We start from the raw sequence: 19733 nt of genomic DNA, 5'->3' as shown, positions 1-19733 counted from the left end.
GGCCCGGCGCCGGGGAGTCTTGGGGGACTCCTCGGCGCCGGGCCTGTTTGTGCGGGTGCCGGCTCGCCTTTCCAACGCCGGTGCGCATCAATCAGCCCGTCCGGCGTTTGAGGACAAGGCCGTTCAGGCCGAAAGCGGGGGCCTGGGGGCGGCAGCCCCCAGTGACGGTCACCGAAACGCCGGCTAACCGGTGATCCGGCCAAGTGACACGGCCAGTGATCCTGCGTTGTCCACAGCGACAGCGCCGCCGCGGAGCGCGACGTACGCTGGAGGGACCCCCGGCCCGCAGCGCGCGTCGGGCGATTCGCGTTGCCCGCCCCCGGACGAAAGCCGCCCCGAATGAGCCTGCACGGTCTGCTCGACGCCGTCGTCAAGGACACCGCCCTCGCGGAAGCGATCAACGCGGCCGCAGACGGCAACCGCATGCACGTCGACCTGGTCGGCCCGCCGGCGGCCCGCCCCTTCGCGGTGGCCGCACTGGCCCGCGAGACCGGCCGCCCCGTGCTGGCGGTGACGGCGACGGGCCGCGAGGCGGAGGACCTGGCGGCCGCCCTGCGCTCGCTGCTGCCACCGGAGGGCGTCGTGGACTACCCCTCCTGGGAGACGCTTCCGCACGAGCGGCTGAGCCCGCGCAGCGACACCGTGGGCCGCAGGCTCGCGGTGTTGCGCCGCCTCGCCCACCCACGCCCCGACGACCCCGAGACCGGCCCGGTCTCCGTCGTCGTCGCACCCGTACGGTCCGTGCTGCAGCCGCAGGTCAAGGGGCTCGGGGACCTGGAGCCGGTCGCGCTCAGGACCGGGGAGAGCGCTGACCTCAACGAGATCGTGGCCGCCCTCGCCGCGGCCGCGTACGCGCGTGTGGAACTCGTCGAGAAGCGCGGCGAGTTCGCCGTACGAGGCGGAATCCTCGACGTCTTCCCGCCGACCGAGGAACACCCCCTGCGCGTGGAGTTCTGGGGCGACGACGTCGAGGAGATCCGCTACTTCAAGGTCGCCGACCAGCGCTCCCTGGAGGTCGCCGACCACGGCCTGTGGGCGCCGCCCTGCCGTGAACTCCTGCTGACCGACGACGTACGCACGCGGGCGCGTGCCCTCGCCGAGCAGCACCCCGAGCTGGGTGAGCTGCTCGGCAAGATCGCCGAGGGGATCGCCGTGGAGGGCATGGAGTCCCTGGCTCCTGTCCTCGTCGACGACATGGAGCTGCTGCTCGACGTCCTGCCCAAGGGCTCCATGGCCGTCGTGTGCGATCCCGAGCGGGTCCGCACGCGTGCCTCGGACCTGGTCGCCACCAGCCAGGAGTTCCTGCAGGCCTCCTGGGCGGCCACCGCGGGCGGCGGCGACGCCCCGATCGACGTCGGCGCGGCCTCGCTCCGGTCCATCGCGGACGTCCGGGACCGGGCGCGCGAGCTGGACATGATGTGGTGGTCGGTGTCGCCGTTCGCCGCCGACGAGACGTTCACCCCTGGCGCCGACGCGGACACCCTCAAGCTCGGCATGCACGCCCCCGACACCTATCGCGGCGACACCGCCAAGGCCCTCGCCGACACCAAGGGCTGGCTCGCCGACAGCTGGCGCACGGTGTTCGTCACCGAGGCGCACGGACCCGCGGCCCGCACGGTCGAGGTACTGGGCGGCGAGGGCATCGCGGCCCGCCTCGACATCGAACTCGGGGAGATCGCCCCGTCCGTCGTGCACGTGGCGTGCGGCTCCATCGACTACGGCTTCGTGGACCCGGCGCTGAAGCTGGCCGTCCTGACCGAGACCGACCTCTCCGGCCAGAAGGCGGCCGGCAAGGACGGCGCCCGGATGCCGGCCCGCCGCCGCAAGACCATCGACCCGCTCACCCTGGAGACGGGCGACTACATCGTCCACGAGCAGCACGGCGTGGGGCGCTACATCGAGATGGTGCAGCGCACCGTGCAGGGCGCGACCCGCGAGTACCTGGTCGTGGAGTACGCCCCCGCCAAGCGCGGCCAGCCCGGCGACCGTCTGTACATCCCCACCGACCAGCTGGAGCAGATCACCAAGTACGTCGGCGGTGAGGCCCCCACCCTGCACCGTCTGGGCGGCGCCGACTGGACCAAGACCAAGGCGCGCGCCAAGAAGGCCGTCAAGGAGATCGCGGCCGACCTCATCAGGCTGTACAGCGCCCGGATGGCGGCGCCGGGACACACCTTCGGCCCGGACACCCCGTGGCAGCGCGAGCTGGAGGACGCCTTCCCGTACGCGGAGACCCCCGACCAGCTCACCACCATCGCCGAGGTCAAGGAGGACATGGAGAAGTCGGTCCCGATGGACCGCCTGATCTGCGGCGACGTCGGCTACGGCAAGACGGAGATCGCGGTCCGCGCCGCCTTCAAGGCGGTCCAGGACGGCAAGCAGGTCGCCGTCCTCGTACCCACCACTCTCCTCGTCCAGCAGCACTTCGGGACGTTCTCCGAGCGCTACTCCCAATTCCCCGTCAACGTACGGGCGTTGAGCCGCTTCCAGACCGACACCGAGGCGAAGGCGGTCCTTGAGGGGCTGCGGGAGGGCTCGGTGGACGTCGTCATCGGCACCCACCGCCTGTTCTCCTCCGAGACCAAGTTCAAGGACCTGGGCCTGGTCATCGTCGACGAGGAGCAGCGCTTCGGCGTCGAGCACAAGGAGCAGCTGAAGAAGCTGCGCGCCAACGTGGACGTGCTGACCATGTCCGCCACCCCCATCCCGCGCACCCTGGAGATGGCGGTCACGGGCATCCGCGAGATGTCCACGATCACGACCCCGCCCGAGGAGCGCCACCCGGTGCTCACCTTCGTCGGCCCGTACGAGGAGAAGCAGATCGGCGCCGCGATCCGCCGTGAACTGCTGCGCGAGGGCCAGGTCTTCTACATCCACAACCGGGTCGAGTCGATCGACCGGGCCGCCTCCCGCCTGCGCGAGATCGTCCCCGAGGCGCGCATCGCGACGGCCCACGGCCAGATGTCCGAGACGACCCTCGAACAGGTCGTCGTCGACTTCTGGGAGAACAAGTACGACGTCCTCGTCTCGACCACGATCGTCGAGTCCGGCATCGACATCTCGAACGCCAACACGCTGATCGTGGAGCGCGGCGACAACTTCGGCCTCTCCCAACTGCACCAGCTGCGTGGCCGGGTGGGCCGAAGCCGCGAGCGCGGCTACGCGTACTTCCTGTACCCGCCGGAGAAGCCGTTGACGGAGACGGCCCACGAGCGCCTCGCGACCATCGCCCAGCACACGGAGATGGGCGCGGGCATGTACGTGGCGATGAAGGACCTGGAGATCCGCGGCGCCGGAAACCTGCTCGGCGGCGAGCAGTCCGGGCACATCGCGGGCGTCGGCTTCGACCTGTACGTCCGCATGGTCGGCGAGGCGGTCGCGGACTACCGGGCGTCGCTGGAGGGCGGAGTGGAGGAGGAGCCGCCCCTGGAGGTCAAGATCGAGGTCCCGGTCGACGCGCACGTCCCGCACGACTACGCCCCCGGCGAGCGCCTCCGCCTCCAGGCCTACCGCGCCATCGCCTCCGCCAACACGGAGGAGGACATCAAGGCCGTACGCGAGGAACTCGTCGACCGCTACGGCAAGTTGCCCGAACCTGTGGAGAACCTGCTGCTGGTGGCCGGCCTGCGCATGCTCGCCCGCGCCTGCGGGGTCGGCGAGATCGTCCTCCAGGGCAACAACATCCGCTTCGCGCCGGTGGAGCTGCGGGAATCCCAGGAGCTGAGGGTCAACCGCCTGTACCCGGGCACGGTCATCAAGCCGGCCGTGCACCAGTTGCTGGTGCCCCGGCCCAAGACCGCCAAGGTGGGCGGCAAGCCGCTCGTCGGGCGTGAACTGCTGGGCTGGGTGGGCGAGTTCCTGACGTCGATCCTGGGCTCGTAGGGTTCGCGGGAGGGTGCCGCTGACCGGGGACCGGCAGGTGACCGGGACCGGACAGGCCGTCCGCCGGAGCCGGGCTCCGCGGACGGCCTCTGTTCCCAGGCCCGTTCGGCCGGTTCGACCCGTTCGGCGGCCCTACGGCTGCTCGGGCCTGTCCCGGTCCATGCCCATCTGACCCTCGATCTTCTGCTGGGCGTCGTCGACCTGGCTCTCGTACTTGTTGCCGGTCTTGTCGTTGGCCTTGCGTTCCGCCGCGTCGGACATGTCCTTGGCCTTGTCCTGCATCTGGCGGTTGCTCTTGAACCTGTCGAAGATGCCCATAAAGAAGCTCCTTCCGGGGTCGCTCAGCAACGACGATACGACCGATATGCCCCATGCGCCCACTCGGGCGGGTAGTGGTCTGGACCTCGTGAACGACCCCGTGCGCCCTGCCGCTACGGTGTGCGCGAAGCCGTACCAGGGAAGACGCCCCATGCGGGGGCGAACCGGTGGCAAGGGGAGGGTGCGCCGTGAGGCGTCTGAGGGGCGGGGCTGCGACGGCCGTCGTGCTGGTGTTCGCCGTGGCCGGCTGCAAGGCCGATACCAAGACCGGATCCAGTGGGCCGGAGCCGACCGGGGGCGGGGGAGCAGGCGGGGGCGCCGCCCTCACCGCCGCCGAGTCGCTGACCGTGAAGGGGCGGGCGCCGAAGACGGGTTACGCCCGGGACAGGTTCGGCACCGCCTGGGCCGACACCGACTCCAACAGCTGCGACACCCGCGACGACATCCTCAAACGGGACCTGGACGACGTGAAGTTCACCGGCGGCACCTGCAAGGTGTCGTACGGCGTACTGGACTCGGACCCGTACTCGGGCAAGGAGGTGACCTACCGGCGCGGCCGCAGCCTGGTCGACATAGACCACATGGTCGCCCTCTCCGACGCCTGGCAGAAGGGCGCCAAGTACTGGGACGCCGGCAAGCGCATAGCCCTGGCCAACGACCCGCTGAACCTCCTCGCCGTCGACGCGAGCACCAACCGCTCCAAGGGCGACGGCGACACGGCCACATGGGTGCCGCCGAACAAGACGTTCCGGTGCACGTACGTCGCCGCACAGGTCGCCGTGAAGAAGAAGTACGGGCTGTGGGTGACCGCGGCGGAGAAGGCCGCGATGGAGAAGGTGCTCAAGGCGTGCCCGGGGCAGAAACTGCCCTCCGGCGGCAACCCGACGAAGGCACCCGCCCGCTTCCACGCGGGCTGAGCCGGCGCCCGCAAAACCGGTTTCCGGCGGTCGTCCTGCCGGTGCGGTGCGGTGCGGTGCGGTGCGAACCGGAACGGGGATACGCCGTCTACGTCGAGCCCGACGTCCGGATGCGGCACGCTCTTCGAGTCAGCCGTCCAGCGCGTCCAGGTCGACGATGTGGCCGACGGGCTTCCGCACCGGGACCGGCTTCTCGAAGTCGCTGAACGTGACCGAGCCCGGGTCCGAGGAGGTCGTGCTGTCCAGCCGCAGCAGATACGGCTTGCCCTCGGTGGCGACGTACAGCGTGTACCTCTCCTTGCCGTCCTTCGCCTTCAGGACGACGGTCGCGGCGCCGTCGACCTTCGCTGTCCCGGCACGGGTCACCGATGGTGCGACGCCCCCGGACGAGCTGCCGTCCGAGTCGATGTCCTCGGCGCCGCCGAGCACCGTGTCCAGGTCGCAGAAGCTCGCTATGTCCTTGGCGTCCGAGCCCTTGGCGGACATCCTGGTCCACTTGCCGGCCAGCATGTCGACGGCCGCGTCCACGTCCGCCTTGGCCTCGCCCTTGCTCTGCTCGCGCAGGAACGCCTCGTCGTACTTCATGTAGACCGTGTCGCCGGTCTTGATCAGGTCGGCCTTGCCCTGGCCGCCCATGCCCATCGTCCCGGCGCACTCGTTCTTCTTGTCCAGCGTCATGTCGATGTGGATCGTGCCGTCGCTCTCGTCGTCCTTGATGCCGCCCTTCATACGGAGCGAGGAGGCGCCGGTGGTGGCCGTCATCGCCCGGTCGGCGATCTCGCCGGCGGTGAGGCCGGCGAACGGTTCCTTGGGCTTGCCGGAGGTGGCGGCCGTGTCGCCGGTCCTGCCGTCGGCCTCGTCCGTGCCGGACTGGCAGGCGGTGAGTCCCGTGGTGGCCGCGGCGACGAGGCAGATGGCGGCAAGTGCGGTGCGACGCATGAGGATTCCTTGTCGGAGGTGAGATGAGGTGAGGTGAGACGGGGCGGCCCCGGTGCGGCGCGCCCCCTTGCGGTGACGAGCGGTGGATCGAGTCGTACGGGCCGTCAGCCCGCCTTCTTCCAGTCCTTGCAGCCGGTCGTTCTGAAGTAGCCGTCCGAGGAACTGATCGTGACGACGGCCGTGCCGGTCACGTTGTTGTTCGCGAGGATCGACTTCAGCCCGTGGTCGGCGTCCCTGGCCCGCTCCCAGTAGCAGGAGTCGTCGGTGTTGCCCGTGGACCGGTAGGTGCCGGGGGCGATGTCGGTGCCGACCCTGAACATGCCACCGTCGCCGGCCATCCTCGAGACCGCGGTGCCCTTCGCCTTCGGGGCGACGGCCGTCCAGTCCTTGCAGCCGCTGGACTTGAAGAGTTTGTCGGTGGCCTTGATGGTCACGTAACTGGTGCCGCTCACATTGTCGTTGGCCAGGATCGAGTCCATCTCGCCCTTGGCGTCCCTGGCGCGCTCCCAGTAGCACATGCCGTCGCCGTTGCCGGTGGTGCGGTAGGTGCCGGGCTTGACGTCCGAACCGACCTCGAAGTCGCCGTCCCCCGCGAACGCGGCCTTCGTCTTCTCGGTGGCCTTCGCACCCTTCGCAGCTCCCTTGCTGCCGGAGCCGGAGCCGGAGGCGTGCTGGGCGGACGCCGAGGAGCCCTTGCCCTTGCCCGTGCCGTCGGAGCCGTCTCCGTTGTCGCCGGCATTCGCCGAGACGACCCCGATGACCACGACCCCCACGACGGCGCCCAGCGCAACCTTGCCCTTCATGCCCATGACGATGTCCCCCCTAGGGCCTGACCTGGCGACCGCCGCTTCTCGGCGTTCGCTGTTCGCTGGGTCAATAAGAGCAGAGCGTGTGAACCGAGTCAACACGGTTCACGGATGCAGTCATGTACACGACCGTGAATGCATGGATCATGCGTACGTCGGTATGCTCGACGTCACACACGACGATCGGGGCGGCGAGGGGAGCCGGCGGGTGCAGGACAACGCAACAGAGGTGACCGCAGCCGGGATCGCCCGGCTCGCCGGCGTGGGCCGTGCCGCCGTCAGCAACTGGCGCCGCCGGCACGCCGACTTCCCCAAGCCGGTCGGCGGCACCGAGACGAGCCCGTCCTTCGCGCTCGCCGAGGTCGAGGCGTGGCTGCGCAAGCAGGGCAAACTCGCCGAGGTCCCGCTGCGGGAACGCGTCTGGCAGCAACTCGCCGGGCACCCCGAGGGCCCGGTCACGGCGTTGACACACGCCGGCTGCGTCCTGCTGCTCATCCATGACCGGCCGACCGTGTGGCTCAAGGTGAGTGCCGGGTCGGACGTGCGGCTGGCCGCGATGTTGCCGGGAGCGCTGGAAGACGTGCTGGTGCCCCGGTTCGGTGCGGTGCCCAAGGGGCGCGGTACGCACGGCGCTCGCGGTGTTCACAGTCACCGCGGTGTTCACGGCGCCGCAGCGGGTGGTGCGGGGTCGGGTGTTCACGCGCAGTCGACCGGAAGCCAGGAGCCGACTGTTCACACCGAACCGCCCCGTGGAGGGGCGGAGGCAGCTGTGAACACCCCCTCGCCCGGTGGAGGCGCAGAGGCGGCTGTGAACACCCCACCAACCACGCACACGGCCTCGCCGGTTCACGGGCCCCCCGCCGTGAACAGCCCGCAGCCCGTGAACGCCCGGGACTCCGTGAACAGCCCGGACCCTGCCAACACCCCGCACCCCGCTGACACCGGGCACCGCGCCAACACCGGGCACCCCGCCAACACCCCGCCCGCCGTTCACGCCCCCGCCGGCCCCCAGCTCCTCCCCTCCGCCCCCCTCCTGCGCGGCGCCGCCGAACTCGCCGCCGAGATGGGTGCCCGCCAGGCCTTCGAGTTCCTGCTCGGCCGGCACCTCGATGCCAACCCGCGCCAGTACACGCTCACCCCCGCCGAACTCGCCGGCCTGATGGCCGACCTCGCCGGCCCCGCCCGCACCTTCCTCGACCCCGCCTGCGGCACCGGCGCCCTGCTCCGCGCCGTCGCCCCCCGACCCGACCAGGAGCTGTACGCCCAGGACAGCGCCCCCGACCTCGCCGCGCTCGCCGCACTCCGCCTCGCCCTGCACGCCCGGTCCACCGTGCGCGGCGCCGCGGGCGACACCCTGCGCGCCGACGCCTTTCCCAAGCTGCGCGCCGACGCCGTCCTGTGCCACCCGCCGTTCAACGAACGCAACTGGGGCCACGACGAACTCGCCTACGACCCCCGCTGGGAGTACGGCTTCCCGGCCCGCAACGAGTCGGAGCTGGCCTGGGTGCAGCACGCGCTCGCCCGCCTCAGGGACCGCGGCACCGCCGTCGTCCTCATGCCGCCCGCGGCTGCCTCCCGCCGCTCCGGCCGCCGTATCCGCGCAGACCTGCTGCGCCGCGGCGCGCTGCGCGCCGTGATCGCCCTGCCGATCGGCGCGGCACCCCCGTACAACATCCCCCTTCACCTGTGGGTGCTGCGCCGGCCCGACAAGGCGCCCGCGCAGCCCGAGGTGCTGCTCGCCGACACCGGGCAGTACGCCACCGAAGGGCGCGGCGGGCCCGACTGGCGGGCCGTGCGTGAGGCCGTCCTCGACGCCTGGCGGGCCTTCGACCGCGCCGGCACGTTCGAGGAGCGCCCCGGCCTGGCCCGCTCCCTCCCCGTCATCGACCTCCTCGACGACGACGTCGACCTCGCCCCGGCCCGCCACCTCCCGCCCCCGACCGCGGCCGACGGCGGCGACTCACTCACCTCCGTACGTGAACGCCTCGGCGAGACCCTGCGCCTGACCGCCGACCTCACCCCGCCCCCCGCGGATCCCGCGCGGCCGGCGCGCTGGCCGCTCACCACGGTCGGCGAACTCGCGCGCGGGGGAGCCCTGGTGATGCGCACCGGCGGAAACGGCGGCCACGCGCGCGTGCCCGTCCTCACCGACCACGACGTCCTCGCCGGGACGGCACCCTCCGGCACGCTCCCCGAGAGCGACGAGGAAGCCGTGCTGACCGAACCGGGCGACGTCGTCGTGCCGGTGCTCGGCGGGGGCTCGGTGGCGCGGGTGATCGACGACGCCACCGGGGGCGCCGCCCTGGGGCGCAACCTCGTGCTCCTGCGCCCCGATCCCGCCGCGCTCGACCCCTGGTTCCTCGCCGGCTTCCTGCGCGGCACCGCCAACAACCGCCAGGCCAGCAGCTACGCGTCCACGGCCACCCGCCTCGATGTGCGCCGTCTCCAACTGCCCCGGCTCGCCCTGGACGAACAGCGGCGCTACGGCGCGCACTTCCGCGCGCTGGACGACTTCGAGCGGACGCTCAGGCAGGCGGGCCGGCTCGGAGAGCAGCTCGTTCGCGGGATGTACGACGGGCTGACGGACGGGACGGTCGCCCCGGGCGACAGGTGAAGTGATCAGTGCGACAACGGTTCGGTACAACCCGGGACCGGTTGTCCTTGTCGGCCTATACGCTCGGATCCTACTCACGTTCGTCCCCATCAGGCCTCCAGGAGCAGCCATGCAGGGCCACGGCTACGCCCCGTCCCCGCCGCGTCGACCCTCGACCGGGGTGCTGGTCGTGCTGCGCGTGATCTTCGTGGCGGTGCCGATCCTCAGCATCGGATTCCTGGCGTGGGTGGCGCCGCTGCGGGCGGCGATCGTGACCCGCAAGCGGAGCGACTGGTGGATCTTCGGCGGCTCGCTGGCGGTACTCGGCATCAGTTTCTCGTTCCTGGCCGCCGACCACACCGACGACTTCAGCACGGCGAGCGGCAACGCGGGCATGATCATCCTGCTGCTCAACGCCGCGGCCTGCGCCGGCTACTACCTGTACGCGGACATACGCCACCACCGGCCGTACCCCACCGGCTATCCGGTGCCCCCGGTCCAGGGCATGGGCTACGGCTACCCGCAGCCCCCGTCGCCGTACGCGGCCAACCAGCCGCAGACGCCGGCAGCACCCATACCCGGCCCCGTGCCCACCACCCCGCTGCCCACCACCCCCGTACCGCCGCCCCCGCCGCAGCGCCCCGCGCCCGCCCGTATCGACCAGGTGCGCGCCGAACTCGACGAGCTGAGCGACTACTTGCGCCGGCATCCCGGCCATTCCGACGGCCACCCCGAGGGCGGAAGGTGACCGTGGCGGCAGGACGTGTCGTCGCCGGCCGCTATGAACTGTCCACCCTCATCGGGCAGGGCGGCATGGGACAGGTGTGGACGGCCTACGATCAGCGGCTCGACCGGCGTGTGGCGGTGAAGCTGCTGCGCCCCGACAAGGTGGCCGGCCAGGAGGCGGACGAACTGCGCCGCCGCTTCGTGCGTGAGTGCCGGGTGACCGCGCAGGTCGACCACCCCGGACTCGTCACCGTGCACGACGCGGGCAGCGAGGGCGAGGAACTGTTCCTCGTCATGCAGTACGTCGACGGCGCCGACCTCTCCGACCACCTCGCCGAGCACGACCCGTACCCCTGGCAGTGGGCGGTCGCGGTCGCAGCCCAACTGTGCGCCGTGCTCAGCGCCGTGCACGCCGTGCCGATCGTCCACCGCGACCTCAAGCCGCGCAACGTGATGGTGAAGCAGGACGGCACGGTCACCGTCCTCGACCTCGGTGTCGCCTCCGTCATGGACGCCGACACCACCCGCCTCACCCACACCGGCACCCCCATCGGCTCGCCCGCCTACATGGCGCCCGAGCAGGCGATGGGCGGCGCGGTCGGCCCGTACACCGACCTGTACGCGCTCGGGGTGCTGCTGCACGAACTCCTCAGCGGAGACGTCCCGTTCGCGGGCTCGACGGCCCTCGGCGTACTGCACCGGCACCTGTACGAGCCGCCGCTGCCCGTGCGCCGCCTGCGCCCCGAGGTGCCCGAGGCGCTGGAGGCGCTCGTGCTGCGCCTGCTCGCCAAGGACCCGCAGCACCGCCCGGCCTCCGCGCAGGAGGTGTACGAGCACCTGGCGCTGCTCCTGCCCGCGCGCGGGATGCCCACGGGAGCGCCGCTCGACCCCACGCGTCCCTTCCTGCGCCCGCACGCCCCCTGGCCGGACCGTGCGCGAACTCCCGCGCCCCAGCCCGCCCCGATGGCGCCGGCGCCGGAGAAACCCGACGTCGCCCGCGCCGTCGACGAGGTCAAGCGCCTCCTCGGCGAGGGCCGTATCACCCAGGCCGTCGACATCCTCGGCGCGATCCTGCCCGCCGCGGCCGAGCAGCACGGTGAGCACTCCCCGGTCGTCCGCACCCTGCGCAAGCAGTACGCGGCCACCCTCATGGACGACGGCCAGTACCGGCGCGCGCTGCCCGAACTGCGCCGCCTCGCCGACGAACGCGCCACCGAGGCCGGCCAGGCCGACCCGCAGTCGCTCCGCTTCCGCTACGAGGCCGCCCAGTGCCTGGAGTCGCTCGGCGAACCGGCGGCCGCGCTCGCCGAGTACCGCGCGCTGCTGCCGTACTACGAGAACCAGTACGTGGCCGGCGACCCCGAGCTCTCCCACGACGTCCGCCGCCGCATCGGTCTCCTCCTGCTCGCCCTCGGCGACCGGGCCGCCGCCCACGAGACCCTGGCGCGCCTGCTGATGGACGTGGACCGGCTGCGCGGTCCCGGACACGCGCTCGCGGCGGAGATACGGCGGACGCTGCAGTGGCTGGGACAGGTGCGCGGCTAGATTTTGCCGAGCCCTGGGAGATTCTTGTGTTCTTCCAGGGTTTCAGTTTTCCGAACGGATGGACGAGTCCGGATAGGTTGCGGTGCGTTTTTCGCCAGGCGACGCACGACAACCGCCAGGCGACGCACGACATCCGCAGGGCAACGCACACCGCATGCAGCGCACGCTGCATGCAACGCACAACAGGGGTGGGACACATGGCAGGCCATCGGCAGTCCAAGAAGCGCAGATACGTCACCTGGGGTGTCGCGAGTGCCGCCGTCGTCGCCGGAGCCGGCATCGCCGCGCAGACCTCCATGGCCGCCACCACCTGGCCCGCGCAGAAGACGTACACCGGACGTGCCTTCGACACCTGCGCCGCGCCCTCCCTCTCCGCGATGAAGGCCTGGCACACCGGCTTCTACGGCGCCGCCGCCGTCTACGTCGGCGGCAAGAACCGCGGCTGCTCCCAGCCCAACCTCACCGCCTCCTGGGTGAAGTCGGTCAGTACCCTCGGCTGGAAGCTCATCCCGCTCTACGTCGGCGCCCAGCCGCCCTGCGGATCCGGCGGCTCCGAGAAGATCAGTGCCTCCACCGCCGCGTCCGTCGGCAAGAGCGAGGCGGACGACGCGGTGGCCAAGGCGTCGGCGCTCGGCATGAAGGCCGGCAGCCCGATCTACCTGGACATGGAGTCGTACGACATCACGAACACGTCGTGCAACAACGCCGTGCTGACGTACGTGCGCGCCTTCGACAAGGAACTGCACGTCAAGACGTACCGCACCGGCTACTACGGCTTCACCAGTTCCAGTGCCAAGGCGATCGCCACCGCGACCGACAAGACCGACCTGCCGGGCAACCTCTGGTACGCGCTGTGGGACAAGCAGAACACCACGACGGCGGACTGGCCGTGGGGCTCAACCCAGTTCACGAACCACAGCCGCGCCCACCAGTACATGGTCAACAGCAAGGAGACGCGGAACGGCTACACGATCACCGTGGACCGCGACGCGTGGGACGCCCCGGTCGCCATCACGGGCTGATCTCCGGCACCCGAGGAACGCGGCGGTGCCCGAAGTCGTGGTGAATCGTTGGTCGAATGGCTTGGCCAGAGCCTGGCCACTGCCTACCATCGATCACCGCAAGACTTTGTGCACCGTCGCACAATCTCCTCGGGAGGCTTCCTTGCACCGCCGCCGTCGCACCGCGTTCCTCCTCACCGCCGCGATCGCCGCCGCGGCCCCCGTCCTCACCGCCTGCGGAAGCGACGCGCATCCCGGCGCGGCAGCCGTCGTCGGTGGCCAACGGATCACCGTGGCGCAACTGGAGACCCGGGTGAACGAGGTGCGCACGGCCCAGCGGGCGGCCGTGAAGGACCAGGCGCAGTACAAGCAGGCCGTCGAGCAGACCGGTGGCATCACCCGCGACACCCTGCACGGGATGGTTCTGGACCAGGTGCTGCGTCGCGCCGCCCAGGACTCGGGCGTGACTGTCACCGCCATGGAGGTCCAGCAGATGCGCACCGGCCTGGAGCAGCAGGTCGGCGGCTCCAAGGCCCTGGAGACGGCCTGGCTCCAGCAGTACGGCGTCGCCCCGAAGCGCCTCGACGACAACCTCCGCCTCCAGCTGGAGGCCCAGAAGCTGGCCCGGACGCTCGGCACCGACACCGGCAAGCCGGCCTTCTGGAACGCCCTGTCCAAGGCGTCCAGGGAACTCCACGTCGACCTCAACCCGCGCTACGGCGCCTGGGACGTCCAGAAGAGCAGCCGCGTGGACGCGAAGACCCCCTGGGTGCGTGAGGTCACGGCGACCGGGACGCAGCAGACGGCGTAACGGTCCGGCAGGGCCGGCCCCTGTGGATAACTTCGGGGGCCGTCGGCGGGGTGCGTTACGTTCGGATCGTGAACGCAACCAGCTCCGCAGAGGCCGACTCCGGCCGCATCGTCCTGCTCACCACCAGCCACCGCGTCGCGCCCGGCCTGCTGTCCTGGCCCGCCTGGCAGGCACTGCACGCCGCCGACCGCGTGCTGTGCGCGGACGCCGCCCACCCGCAGCTGCCGTATCTGCGGGAGGCGGGCATAGCGGTCGACGAGTCCGCCCCCGCCGCCGAGGAACTGGTCGCGGTGTGTGCGGGCGGGCGGACGGTCGTCGTGGTCGCGACGGGCGAGGGCGAGTCGGTGCTGACCGACGGACTGGCCCGCCTCGCCGGCTCCGGACGCGTGCACATGCCGGAGCTGGAGCTGCTCCCCGCCTCCTACGACCTCCCCGGCGCCCGTCTCCTGGACCTCGTCCAGGTCATGGACCAGATCCGCGCCGAGTGCCCGTGGTCGTCCCGGCAGACCCACAAGGGCCCGGCGAAGTACGGCATCGAGGAGGCGTACGAACTCGTCGAGGCGATCGAGGAGGGCGACCGCGACGAACTGCGCGAGGAACTGGGCGACGTCCTGCTCCAGGTGGTCTTCCACTCCCGTATAGCCGAGGAGGACCCGGAGAGCCCCTTCTCCATCGACGACGTGGCCGCCGGCATCGTCACCAAGCTCATCCACCGCCACCCGCACGTCTTCGGTGACGAGACGGCGTCCACGCCCGAGGAGGTCAAGGAGCACTGGCTGCGCACCAAGGCCGTCGAGAAGCAGCGCACCTCCGTGACGGAGGGCGTCCCTCTCGGCCAGCCGGGACTGGCCCTCGCGTCGAAGCTGGCCTCGCGGGTGCGGACCGCGGGCTTCGAGGTCCCGCTGCCCCGAGCCGAGGGCATCGGCTACGAGCTGCTCGCACTGGCCGTGCGCGCCGAGGCGGAGGGCGTCGACCCGGAGGCGGCCCTGCGGGCGGCGGCCCGGGCCTACCGGGACGCGATCAGACAGACCGAGGACCGGGCCCGCTCAGGCGGCGGCGAACCGCACGGGCAGCTCTCGTAGTCCGCGCATGATGAGGCCGCCCCGCCAGCGGAGGTCGGCGGGGTCGGCGGCGAGTTCGAGGTCGGGCAGGCGGCGCAGCAGGGTTTCGAGGGCGGTGCGGCCTTCGAGGCGGGCCAGGGGGGCGCCGAGGCAGTAGTGGATGCCGTGGCCGTATCCGAGGTGCTGGTTGTCGCGCCGGGTGAGGTCGAGGGTGTCGGGCTCCGGGAAGCGTGCGGGGTCGCGGTCGGCCGCGGCGAGGACGACCAGGACGGGATCGCCGGTGGCGATGCGCTGCCCGCCGACGGTGAGGGGCTCGGTGGCGAAGCGCCAGGTGGCCAGTTCGACAGGGCCGTCGTAGCGGAGCAGCTCCTCTATGCCGGTGTCGAGCAGCCCGGTCTCACCGCGGTCGATCGACGCCTGGAGCCGCCCCCGCTGCTCGGGGTTGCGCAACAGCGCGTATGTCCCGTTACCGATCAGGTTGATGGTGGTTTCGAAGCCGGCGAACAGCAGCACGAAGCACATCGCCGCGGCCTCGTTCTCGGTGAGGTGTTCACCGTGGTCGGAGGCGCGGATGAGGCCCGAGATCAGGTCATTGCCGAGGTCGCCGCGCTTGCGGTGGATGAGCTCGGCGAGATAGCCGCGGATCTTCTTCACGGAGCGGGCGACGCCACCGCGCGGACCGCCGCCGTGCCGGATCATCATCCCCGCCCAGTCGCGGAAGTCGTCCTGGTCCTCGCGGGGGACGCCGAGCAGGTCGCAGATCGCGTAGATGGGGAGGGGGAAGGCGAAGTCGTGGATCAGGTCGGCCTCGCCGTTCGGCGCGAACCGGTCGATCAGATCGTCCGTCAACTCCTGCACGCGCGGCGCGAATTCGGCCACCCGGCGCGGAGTGAACGCCGTGGAGACGAGGCGCCGCAGCCGGGTGTGGTCCGGCGGGTCGATGTTGAGCAGATGCGTCATCAGATTGGCGCTGCGCTCGCCCGGGATGCCGGTTTTGCTCTTGCCCTGCGCGTCCTCGGCGTGATGGGCGGGGTTCTTCGACAGCCGCCCGTCGGCGAGCGCCTGACGTGCGTCGACGTAGCGGGTCACCAGCCATGCCCCCACCCCGCTGGGAAGCGTCGTCCAGTGGACGGGGGAGTGCTCGCGCAGCCATGCGTAGGCCGGGTAGGGATCGCCGGCGAATTCCCAGGTGAAGAGTTCGGGGGCGGTGTTGGGGACGTTCACAGGACGACCGTATCGGGAGCCGCTGGTGAACGCCCCGCCGCGGCGGCCGGCGCAAAGGTGACACGCGTTCAACTCCGTGATCTTCACGTGATCTACGCGGCATTAACTTGTGACAAGTGATCGACTGCCGATACGTTCACCCACCAGCGCGGTGCCGAGCACCATCCGCCGCGCCGGTCACTGCTGTCTCGCGAAAGGCCCCCGCATGCTCTCCGGGAACGGTCGACACCGTCGCCCCCGTCAGGCTCCGGCACTCCTCGTCGCGGCCGGGGTGACCGGCTCCGCCATCGCCATCCCACTCCTCGGGGCGGCCTCCGCGCACGCCGCCGACGGCACCACCTGGGACAAGGTGGCGAAGTGCGAGACCGGCGGCGCCTGGAGCGAGAACAGCGGCAACGGGTTCTACGGCGGACTCAAGCTGACCCAGAAGAACTGGGAGAAGTACGGCGGCCTCGACTACGCCCCCAGAGCCGACCTGGCCAGCCGCAACCAGCAGATAGCCGTCGCCGAGAAGCTCCTGGACGACCAGGGCGTCGGCGCCTTCCACCTCTGCGGACTGACCTCGGGCCTGAACAAGGACTCGGACTCGGCCGACATCGACACGGGCATTCTGGAGGGCGGTTCGGGTTCGTCCGACTCCTCCGACTCCACCGGTTTGTCCAACTCCTCCGGTAATGGATCCAGTGGGTCCGGTGATTCCTCTTCGTCGGATTCATCCTCCGGCGCCTCGTCCAGCACTTCTCCTTCCGCCTCCGAGGACGCGAAGGACAACTCCACCGAATCCGGCACATCGGCCTCACCCTCCACCTCCCCGTCCGGGACGGCCTCGCGAGACGCGCAGCGTCGCGACGACTCGTCCGCAGATCGGGCAAAGGGTGATGACTCGGACAATGCCCAGGAGGAAGTGGGCTCTTGGAGCCTCGTCGACACCGGCTCGATCGGCACCGGCCGCCACCGCGGCGCCAGCGCCGAGGGGGTCAAGGCGGACAGTCGTACGGACGACACGTATACGGTCCACGCCGGCGACACCCTCGCCTCCATCGCCGACTCCCTTGACCTGGACGGCGGGTGGCACGCGCTCTACGCCGAGAACAAGAAGGCCCTCGGTAGCGACCCGAACCGTATCGTCGCCGGTCAGACCCTGCGACTCCCTGCCGAATAGGGCGAAAAACAACGGGAGTTCGCGTCACATTTCGCTCCGGAATGTCCGGTTTGGTGAAAGTGTGGGATGAGTCTCAGAAGCCCTGATCGTCTTTGAAATTCCCCGGATCGCGTGTCTACGGTCGTCACCGCTCGTCAACACGAGCCCCGGCTGCCGCAACGCCGAATCCTGCCAGCGGCCGTACGGGAACAGTCGTCGCGTCAAGCGCCGTAGGCAGGAGCGGGGGACCCAAGGTAGGCGCCGGGTCCGGCAGTTGAGGCCTCACGGCCTCCGACGCCGGAACCGGCTTGGGGTTAAGTCGCGCACCGGGAGGTGCGCGGCCGGGCAACTCAACCGGCCCGAACCCGACAGCTCACCTCGCAGGCGTCGGTGAGGGGATCCACCATGCTGTTTTCCGGCAAGGGCAAGCACCGTCGTCCGTCCAAGGCCACCCGCGCCGCCGCGATCGCCGGCGTCACCGGTGTCGCCATCGCCGCCCCGCTGATGGCGGCCGGCAGCGCCTCCGCCGCCACCGCCTCCGAGTGGGACGCCGTCGCCCAGTGCGAGTCGGGCGGCAACTGGTCCATCAACACCGGCAACGGCTACTACGGCGGCCTGCAGTTCTCCGCGTCCACCTGGGCCGCGTACGGCGGCACGCAGTACGCCGCGCAGGCCAACCAGGCCGGCAAGGCGCAGCAGATAGCCGTCGCGGAGAAGGTTCTCGCCGCTCAGGGCAAGGGCGCCTGGCCGGTCTGCGGCACGGGCCTGTCCAGCGCCGCCTACAACGGCGCCGGCGCCTCCGGCTCCAGCAGCACCGCCAACCGCTCGGCCGACTCGCAGGCCGCCTCCCGCTCCTCCGAGCGCCCGGCCGCGAAGACCCAGAAGAGCCAGAAGACCGTCACCACCCCGACCGGCAAGAAGGTCAAGAAGGGCGACGGCGAGTACAAGGTCGTCAAGGGCGACACCCTCAGCTCGATCGCCGAGAAGCACGGCGTCAAGGGCGGCTGGCAGAAGCTGTTCAAGCTGAACAAGGACATCGTCTCCGACGCCGACCTCATCTACCCGGGCCAGCAGCTGCACCTGAAGTGACGGCCTGCCGGTAGCTGAACCACAAGCGCCCGCCCATCCGTGTCCTCCGTCATGGCGGACACGTGAGGGCCTCCCCCCGTCCCCACGGGCTCCCCGCTCCGGTGCGTGTTCCCCCGTACGCACCGGGGCGGGGTCTTTTTGCGCCCCCTCTTTGTTCCGTTCGGAAACAATTTACTCTCGGTTCTGCTCAAGGGATGGTCGGCAGCGTGGCCGATCGGCCGGAGGCGGTTAGGCTCGTCTCGCAGAGCCAGCGCTACTGCCGTAGCCGCGTCACATCCATGAAGGAGATGCTCGTGCCGTCCATCGACGTCGTCGTAGCCCGGGAAATCCTGGACTCCCGAGGCAACCCCACGGTCGAGGTCGAGGTCGGCCTCGACGACGGCAGCACGGGTCGTGCCGCCGTCCCCTCCGGCGCCTCCACGGGCGCCTTCGAGGCCGTGGAACTCCGCGACGGTGACCCCAACCGCTACCAGGGCAAGGGTGTCGAGAAGGCCGTCCTCGCCGTCATCGAGCAGATCGGCCCGGAGCTCGTCGGCTACGACGCCACCGAGCAGCGCCTGATCGACCAGGCCATGTTCGACCTGGACGCCACCGACAACAAGGGCTCCCTCGGCGCCAACGCCATCCTCGGCGTCTCCCTGGCCGTCGCCCACGCCGCCTCCGAGGCCAGCGACCTCCCGCTCTTCCGCTACCTGGGCGGCCCGAACGCGCACCTGCTGCCCGTTCCGATGATGAACATCCTGAACGGCGGCTCGCACGCCGACTCGAACGTGGACATCCAGGAGTTCATGATCGCCCCGATCGGCGCGGAGTCCTTCTCCGAGGCCCTGCGCTGGGGCGCCGAGGTCTACCACACCCTCAAGAAGGTGCTGAAGACCAAGGGCCTGTCCACCGGCCTCGGCGACGAGGGCGGCTTCGCCCCGAACCTGGAGTCCAACCGCGCCGCGCTCGACCTCATCATCGAGGCCATCAAGCAGGCCGGTTACGTCCCCGGCGAGCAGATCGCGCTCGCGCTCGACGTCGCCGCGTCCGAGTTCTACAAGGACGGCAAGTACGAGTTCGAGGGCAAGTCCCGCTCGGCCGCCGAGATGACCGAGTACTACGAGGAGCTCGTCTCCGCGTACCCGCTCGTCTCCATCGAGGACCCGCTGTACGAGGACGACTGGGCCGGCTGGAAGGTCATCACCGACCGGATCGGCGAGAAGGTCCAGATCGTCGGCGACGACCTGTTCGTCACCAACCCGGAGCGCCTGGCCCGCGGCATCGAGGAGGGCACCGCCAACGCCCTGCTCGTCAAGGTGAACCAGATCGGCTCGCTGACCGAGACCCTGGACGCCGTCGAGATGGCCCAGCGCAACGGGTTCAAGTGCATGATGTCCCACCGCTCCGGCGAGACCGAGGACGTCACCATCGCCGACCTCGCGGTCGCGGTGAACTGCGGCCAGATCAAGACCGGCGCCCCGGCCCGCTCGGACCGCGTCGCCAAGTACAACCAGCTGCTGCGCATCGAGGAGATCCTCGACGACGCCGCGGAGTACGCGGGCCGCTCGGCCTTCCCCCGCTTCAAGGTCTGACCTCCGGGCTGACCCTCCGGGGTCAATCCTTAGCCAGTCGTACGTACGTCCCCGTACCGGTCCCGTACCGTGTGCGGGGACGTACGCGCGTGTGAACGGGAGGCGG

Annotated in this window: 15 protein-coding genes and 1 riboswitch; of the genes, 11 read left to right on the top strand and 4 right to left on the bottom strand. The window is 70.7% G+C overall.

Annotated features, from left to right (window positions below):
• Positions 1–339: 339 nt before the first annotated feature.
• The gene (gene mfd, locus ACYUED_RS17385) at positions 340–3882 is read left to right on the top strand and encodes a transcription-repair coupling factor (RefSeq protein ID WP_491293183.1); all 3543 of its coding nucleotides are present in this window, start codon (positions 340–342) and stop codon (positions 3880–3882) included.
• A gap of 132 nt (positions 3883–4014) precedes the next feature.
• On the opposite strand, the gene ACYUED_RS17380 is transcribed toward mfd, so the two are convergent.
• Positions 4015–4200 (bottom strand): antitoxin, encoded by a 186-nt coding sequence (locus ACYUED_RS17380; RefSeq protein ID WP_491293182.1) that lies wholly within the window; start codon positions 4198–4200, stop codon positions 4015–4017.
• A 188-nt stretch (positions 4201–4388) separates the two neighbouring features.
• Between ACYUED_RS17380 and ACYUED_RS17375 the strand changes: the two genes are divergently transcribed.
• Positions 4389–5117: an HNH endonuclease family protein gene (locus tag ACYUED_RS17375; RefSeq protein WP_491293181.1), complete on the top strand. Its 729-nt coding sequence runs from the start codon at positions 4389–4391 to the stop codon at positions 5115–5117.
• A gap of 129 nt (positions 5118–5246) precedes the next feature.
• On the opposite strand, the gene ACYUED_RS17370 is transcribed toward ACYUED_RS17375, so the two are convergent.
• A complete protein-coding gene (locus ACYUED_RS17370) occupies positions 5247–6056 on the bottom strand; it encodes a hypothetical protein (RefSeq protein WP_491293180.1) in 810 nt (269 codons plus the stop codon).
• A 104-nt stretch (positions 6057–6160) separates the two neighbouring features.
• Positions 6161–6865, bottom strand: coding sequence for an Rv1352/Rv1906c domain-containing protein (locus tag ACYUED_RS17365; RefSeq protein ID WP_491293179.1), 705 nt, complete (start codon positions 6863–6865; stop codon positions 6161–6163).
• A 205-nt stretch (positions 6866–7070) separates the two neighbouring features.
• Between ACYUED_RS17365 and ACYUED_RS17360 the strand changes: the two genes are divergently transcribed.
• The 6 genes from ACYUED_RS17360 (at position 7071) to ACYUED_RS17335 (ending at position 14620) form a co-directional block, all read left to right on the top strand.
• Positions 7071–9476: an N-6 DNA methylase gene (locus tag ACYUED_RS17360; protein ID WP_491294306.1), complete on the top strand. Its 2406-nt coding sequence runs from the start codon at positions 7071–7073 to the stop codon at positions 9474–9476.
• Positions 9477–9585: 109 nt separating this feature from the next.
• Complete coding sequence (locus tag ACYUED_RS17355) at positions 9586–10203, top strand: hypothetical protein (protein ID WP_491293178.1); 618 nt, start codon at positions 9586–9588, stop codon at positions 10201–10203.
• A gap of 38 nt (positions 10204–10241) precedes the next feature.
• Entirely contained in the window at positions 10242–11726 is a 1485-nt protein-coding gene (locus ACYUED_RS17350; protein WP_491294304.1) for a protein kinase domain-containing protein, read from the top strand.
• Positions 11727–11923: 197 nt separating this feature from the next.
• Positions 11924–12748, top strand: coding sequence for a glycoside hydrolase domain-containing protein (locus ACYUED_RS17345; RefSeq protein ID WP_491293177.1), 825 nt, complete (start codon positions 11924–11926; stop codon positions 12746–12748).
• A gap of 142 nt (positions 12749–12890) precedes the next feature.
• The gene (locus ACYUED_RS17340) at positions 12891–13538 is read left to right on the top strand and encodes a SurA N-terminal domain-containing protein (protein WP_491293176.1); all 648 of its coding nucleotides are present in this window, start codon (positions 12891–12893) and stop codon (positions 13536–13538) included.
• A 68-nt stretch (positions 13539–13606) separates the two neighbouring features.
• Positions 13607–14620 carry a nucleoside triphosphate pyrophosphohydrolase gene (locus ACYUED_RS17335; protein WP_491293175.1) on the top strand — a complete coding sequence of 338 codons (1014 nt, stop codon included), beginning with the start codon at positions 13607–13609 and terminating at the stop codon, positions 14618–14620.
• Here ACYUED_RS17335 and ACYUED_RS17330 read toward each other — a convergent pair.
• Positions 14585–15823: a cytochrome P450 family protein gene (locus ACYUED_RS17330; protein ID WP_491293174.1), complete on the bottom strand. Its 1239-nt coding sequence runs from the start codon at positions 15821–15823 to the stop codon at positions 14585–14587. The genes ACYUED_RS17335 and ACYUED_RS17330 overlap by 36 nt on opposite strands.
• Positions 15824–16028: 205 nt before the next feature.
• Here ACYUED_RS17330 and ACYUED_RS17325 point away from each other — a divergent pair, with 205 nt between their 5' ends.
• From ACYUED_RS17325 to eno, 3 genes are all read left to right on the top strand, one after another.
• Complete coding sequence (locus ACYUED_RS17325) at positions 16029–16985, top strand: transglycosylase family protein (RefSeq protein WP_491293173.1); 957 nt, start codon at positions 16029–16031, stop codon at positions 16983–16985.
• 195 nt (positions 16986–17180) lie between these two features.
• A riboswitch (cyclic di-AMP (ydaO/yuaA leader) is annotated at positions 17181–17366 on the top strand.
• A 3-nt stretch (positions 17367–17369) separates the two neighbouring features.
• On the top strand, positions 17370–18053 hold the full coding sequence (locus ACYUED_RS17320) for a transglycosylase family protein (RefSeq protein WP_491293172.1): 684 nt from the start codon (positions 17370–17372) through the stop codon (positions 18051–18053).
• Positions 18054–18340: 287 nt separating this feature from the next.
• On the top strand, positions 18341–19627 hold the full coding sequence (gene eno, locus ACYUED_RS17315; protein ID WP_491294302.1) for a phosphopyruvate hydratase: 1287 nt from the start codon (positions 18341–18343) through the stop codon (positions 19625–19627).
• The last annotated feature ends 106 nt before the right edge of the window (positions 19628–19733 follow it).

The sequence above is a fragment of the Streptomyces sp. DF42 genome (genome assembly GCF_058267695.1).
Note: the sequence above shows the minus strand (reverse complement) of the source record. Positions and strands in the feature narration are given on the sequence as shown.

Bases quoted from the DNA above. Each gene is read 5' to 3' on its own strand.
- mfd (WP_491293183.1), top strand. From the start codon at position 340: ATGAGCCTGCACGGTCTGCTCGACGCCGTCGTCAAGGACACCGCCCTC.
- ACYUED_RS17380 (WP_491293182.1), bottom strand. From the start codon at position 4,200: ATGGGCATCTTCGACAGGTTCAAGAGCAACCGCCAGATGCAGGACAAG.
- ACYUED_RS17370 (WP_491293180.1), bottom strand. From the start codon at position 6,056: ATGCGTCGCACCGCACTTGCCGCCATCTGCCTCGTCGCCGCGGCCACC.
- ACYUED_RS17365 (WP_491293179.1), bottom strand. From the start codon at position 6,865: ATGGGCATGAAGGGCAAGGTTGCGCTGGGCGCCGTCGTGGGGGTCGTG.
- ACYUED_RS17355 (WP_491293178.1), top strand. From the start codon at position 9,586: ATGCAGGGCCACGGCTACGCCCCGTCCCCGCCGCGTCGACCCTCGACC.
- ACYUED_RS17345 (WP_491293177.1), top strand. From the start codon at position 11,924: ATGGCAGGCCATCGGCAGTCCAAGAAGCGCAGATACGTCACCTGGGGT.
- ACYUED_RS17325 (WP_491293173.1), top strand. From the start codon at position 16,029: ATGCTCTCCGGGAACGGTCGACACCGTCGCCCCCGTCAGGCTCCGGCA.
- ACYUED_RS17320 (WP_491293172.1), top strand. From the start codon at position 17,370: ATGCTGTTTTCCGGCAAGGGCAAGCACCGTCGTCCGTCCAAGGCCACC.
- eno (WP_491294302.1), top strand. From the start codon at position 18,341: ATGCTCGTGCCGTCCATCGACGTCGTCGTAGCCCGGGAAATCCTGGAC.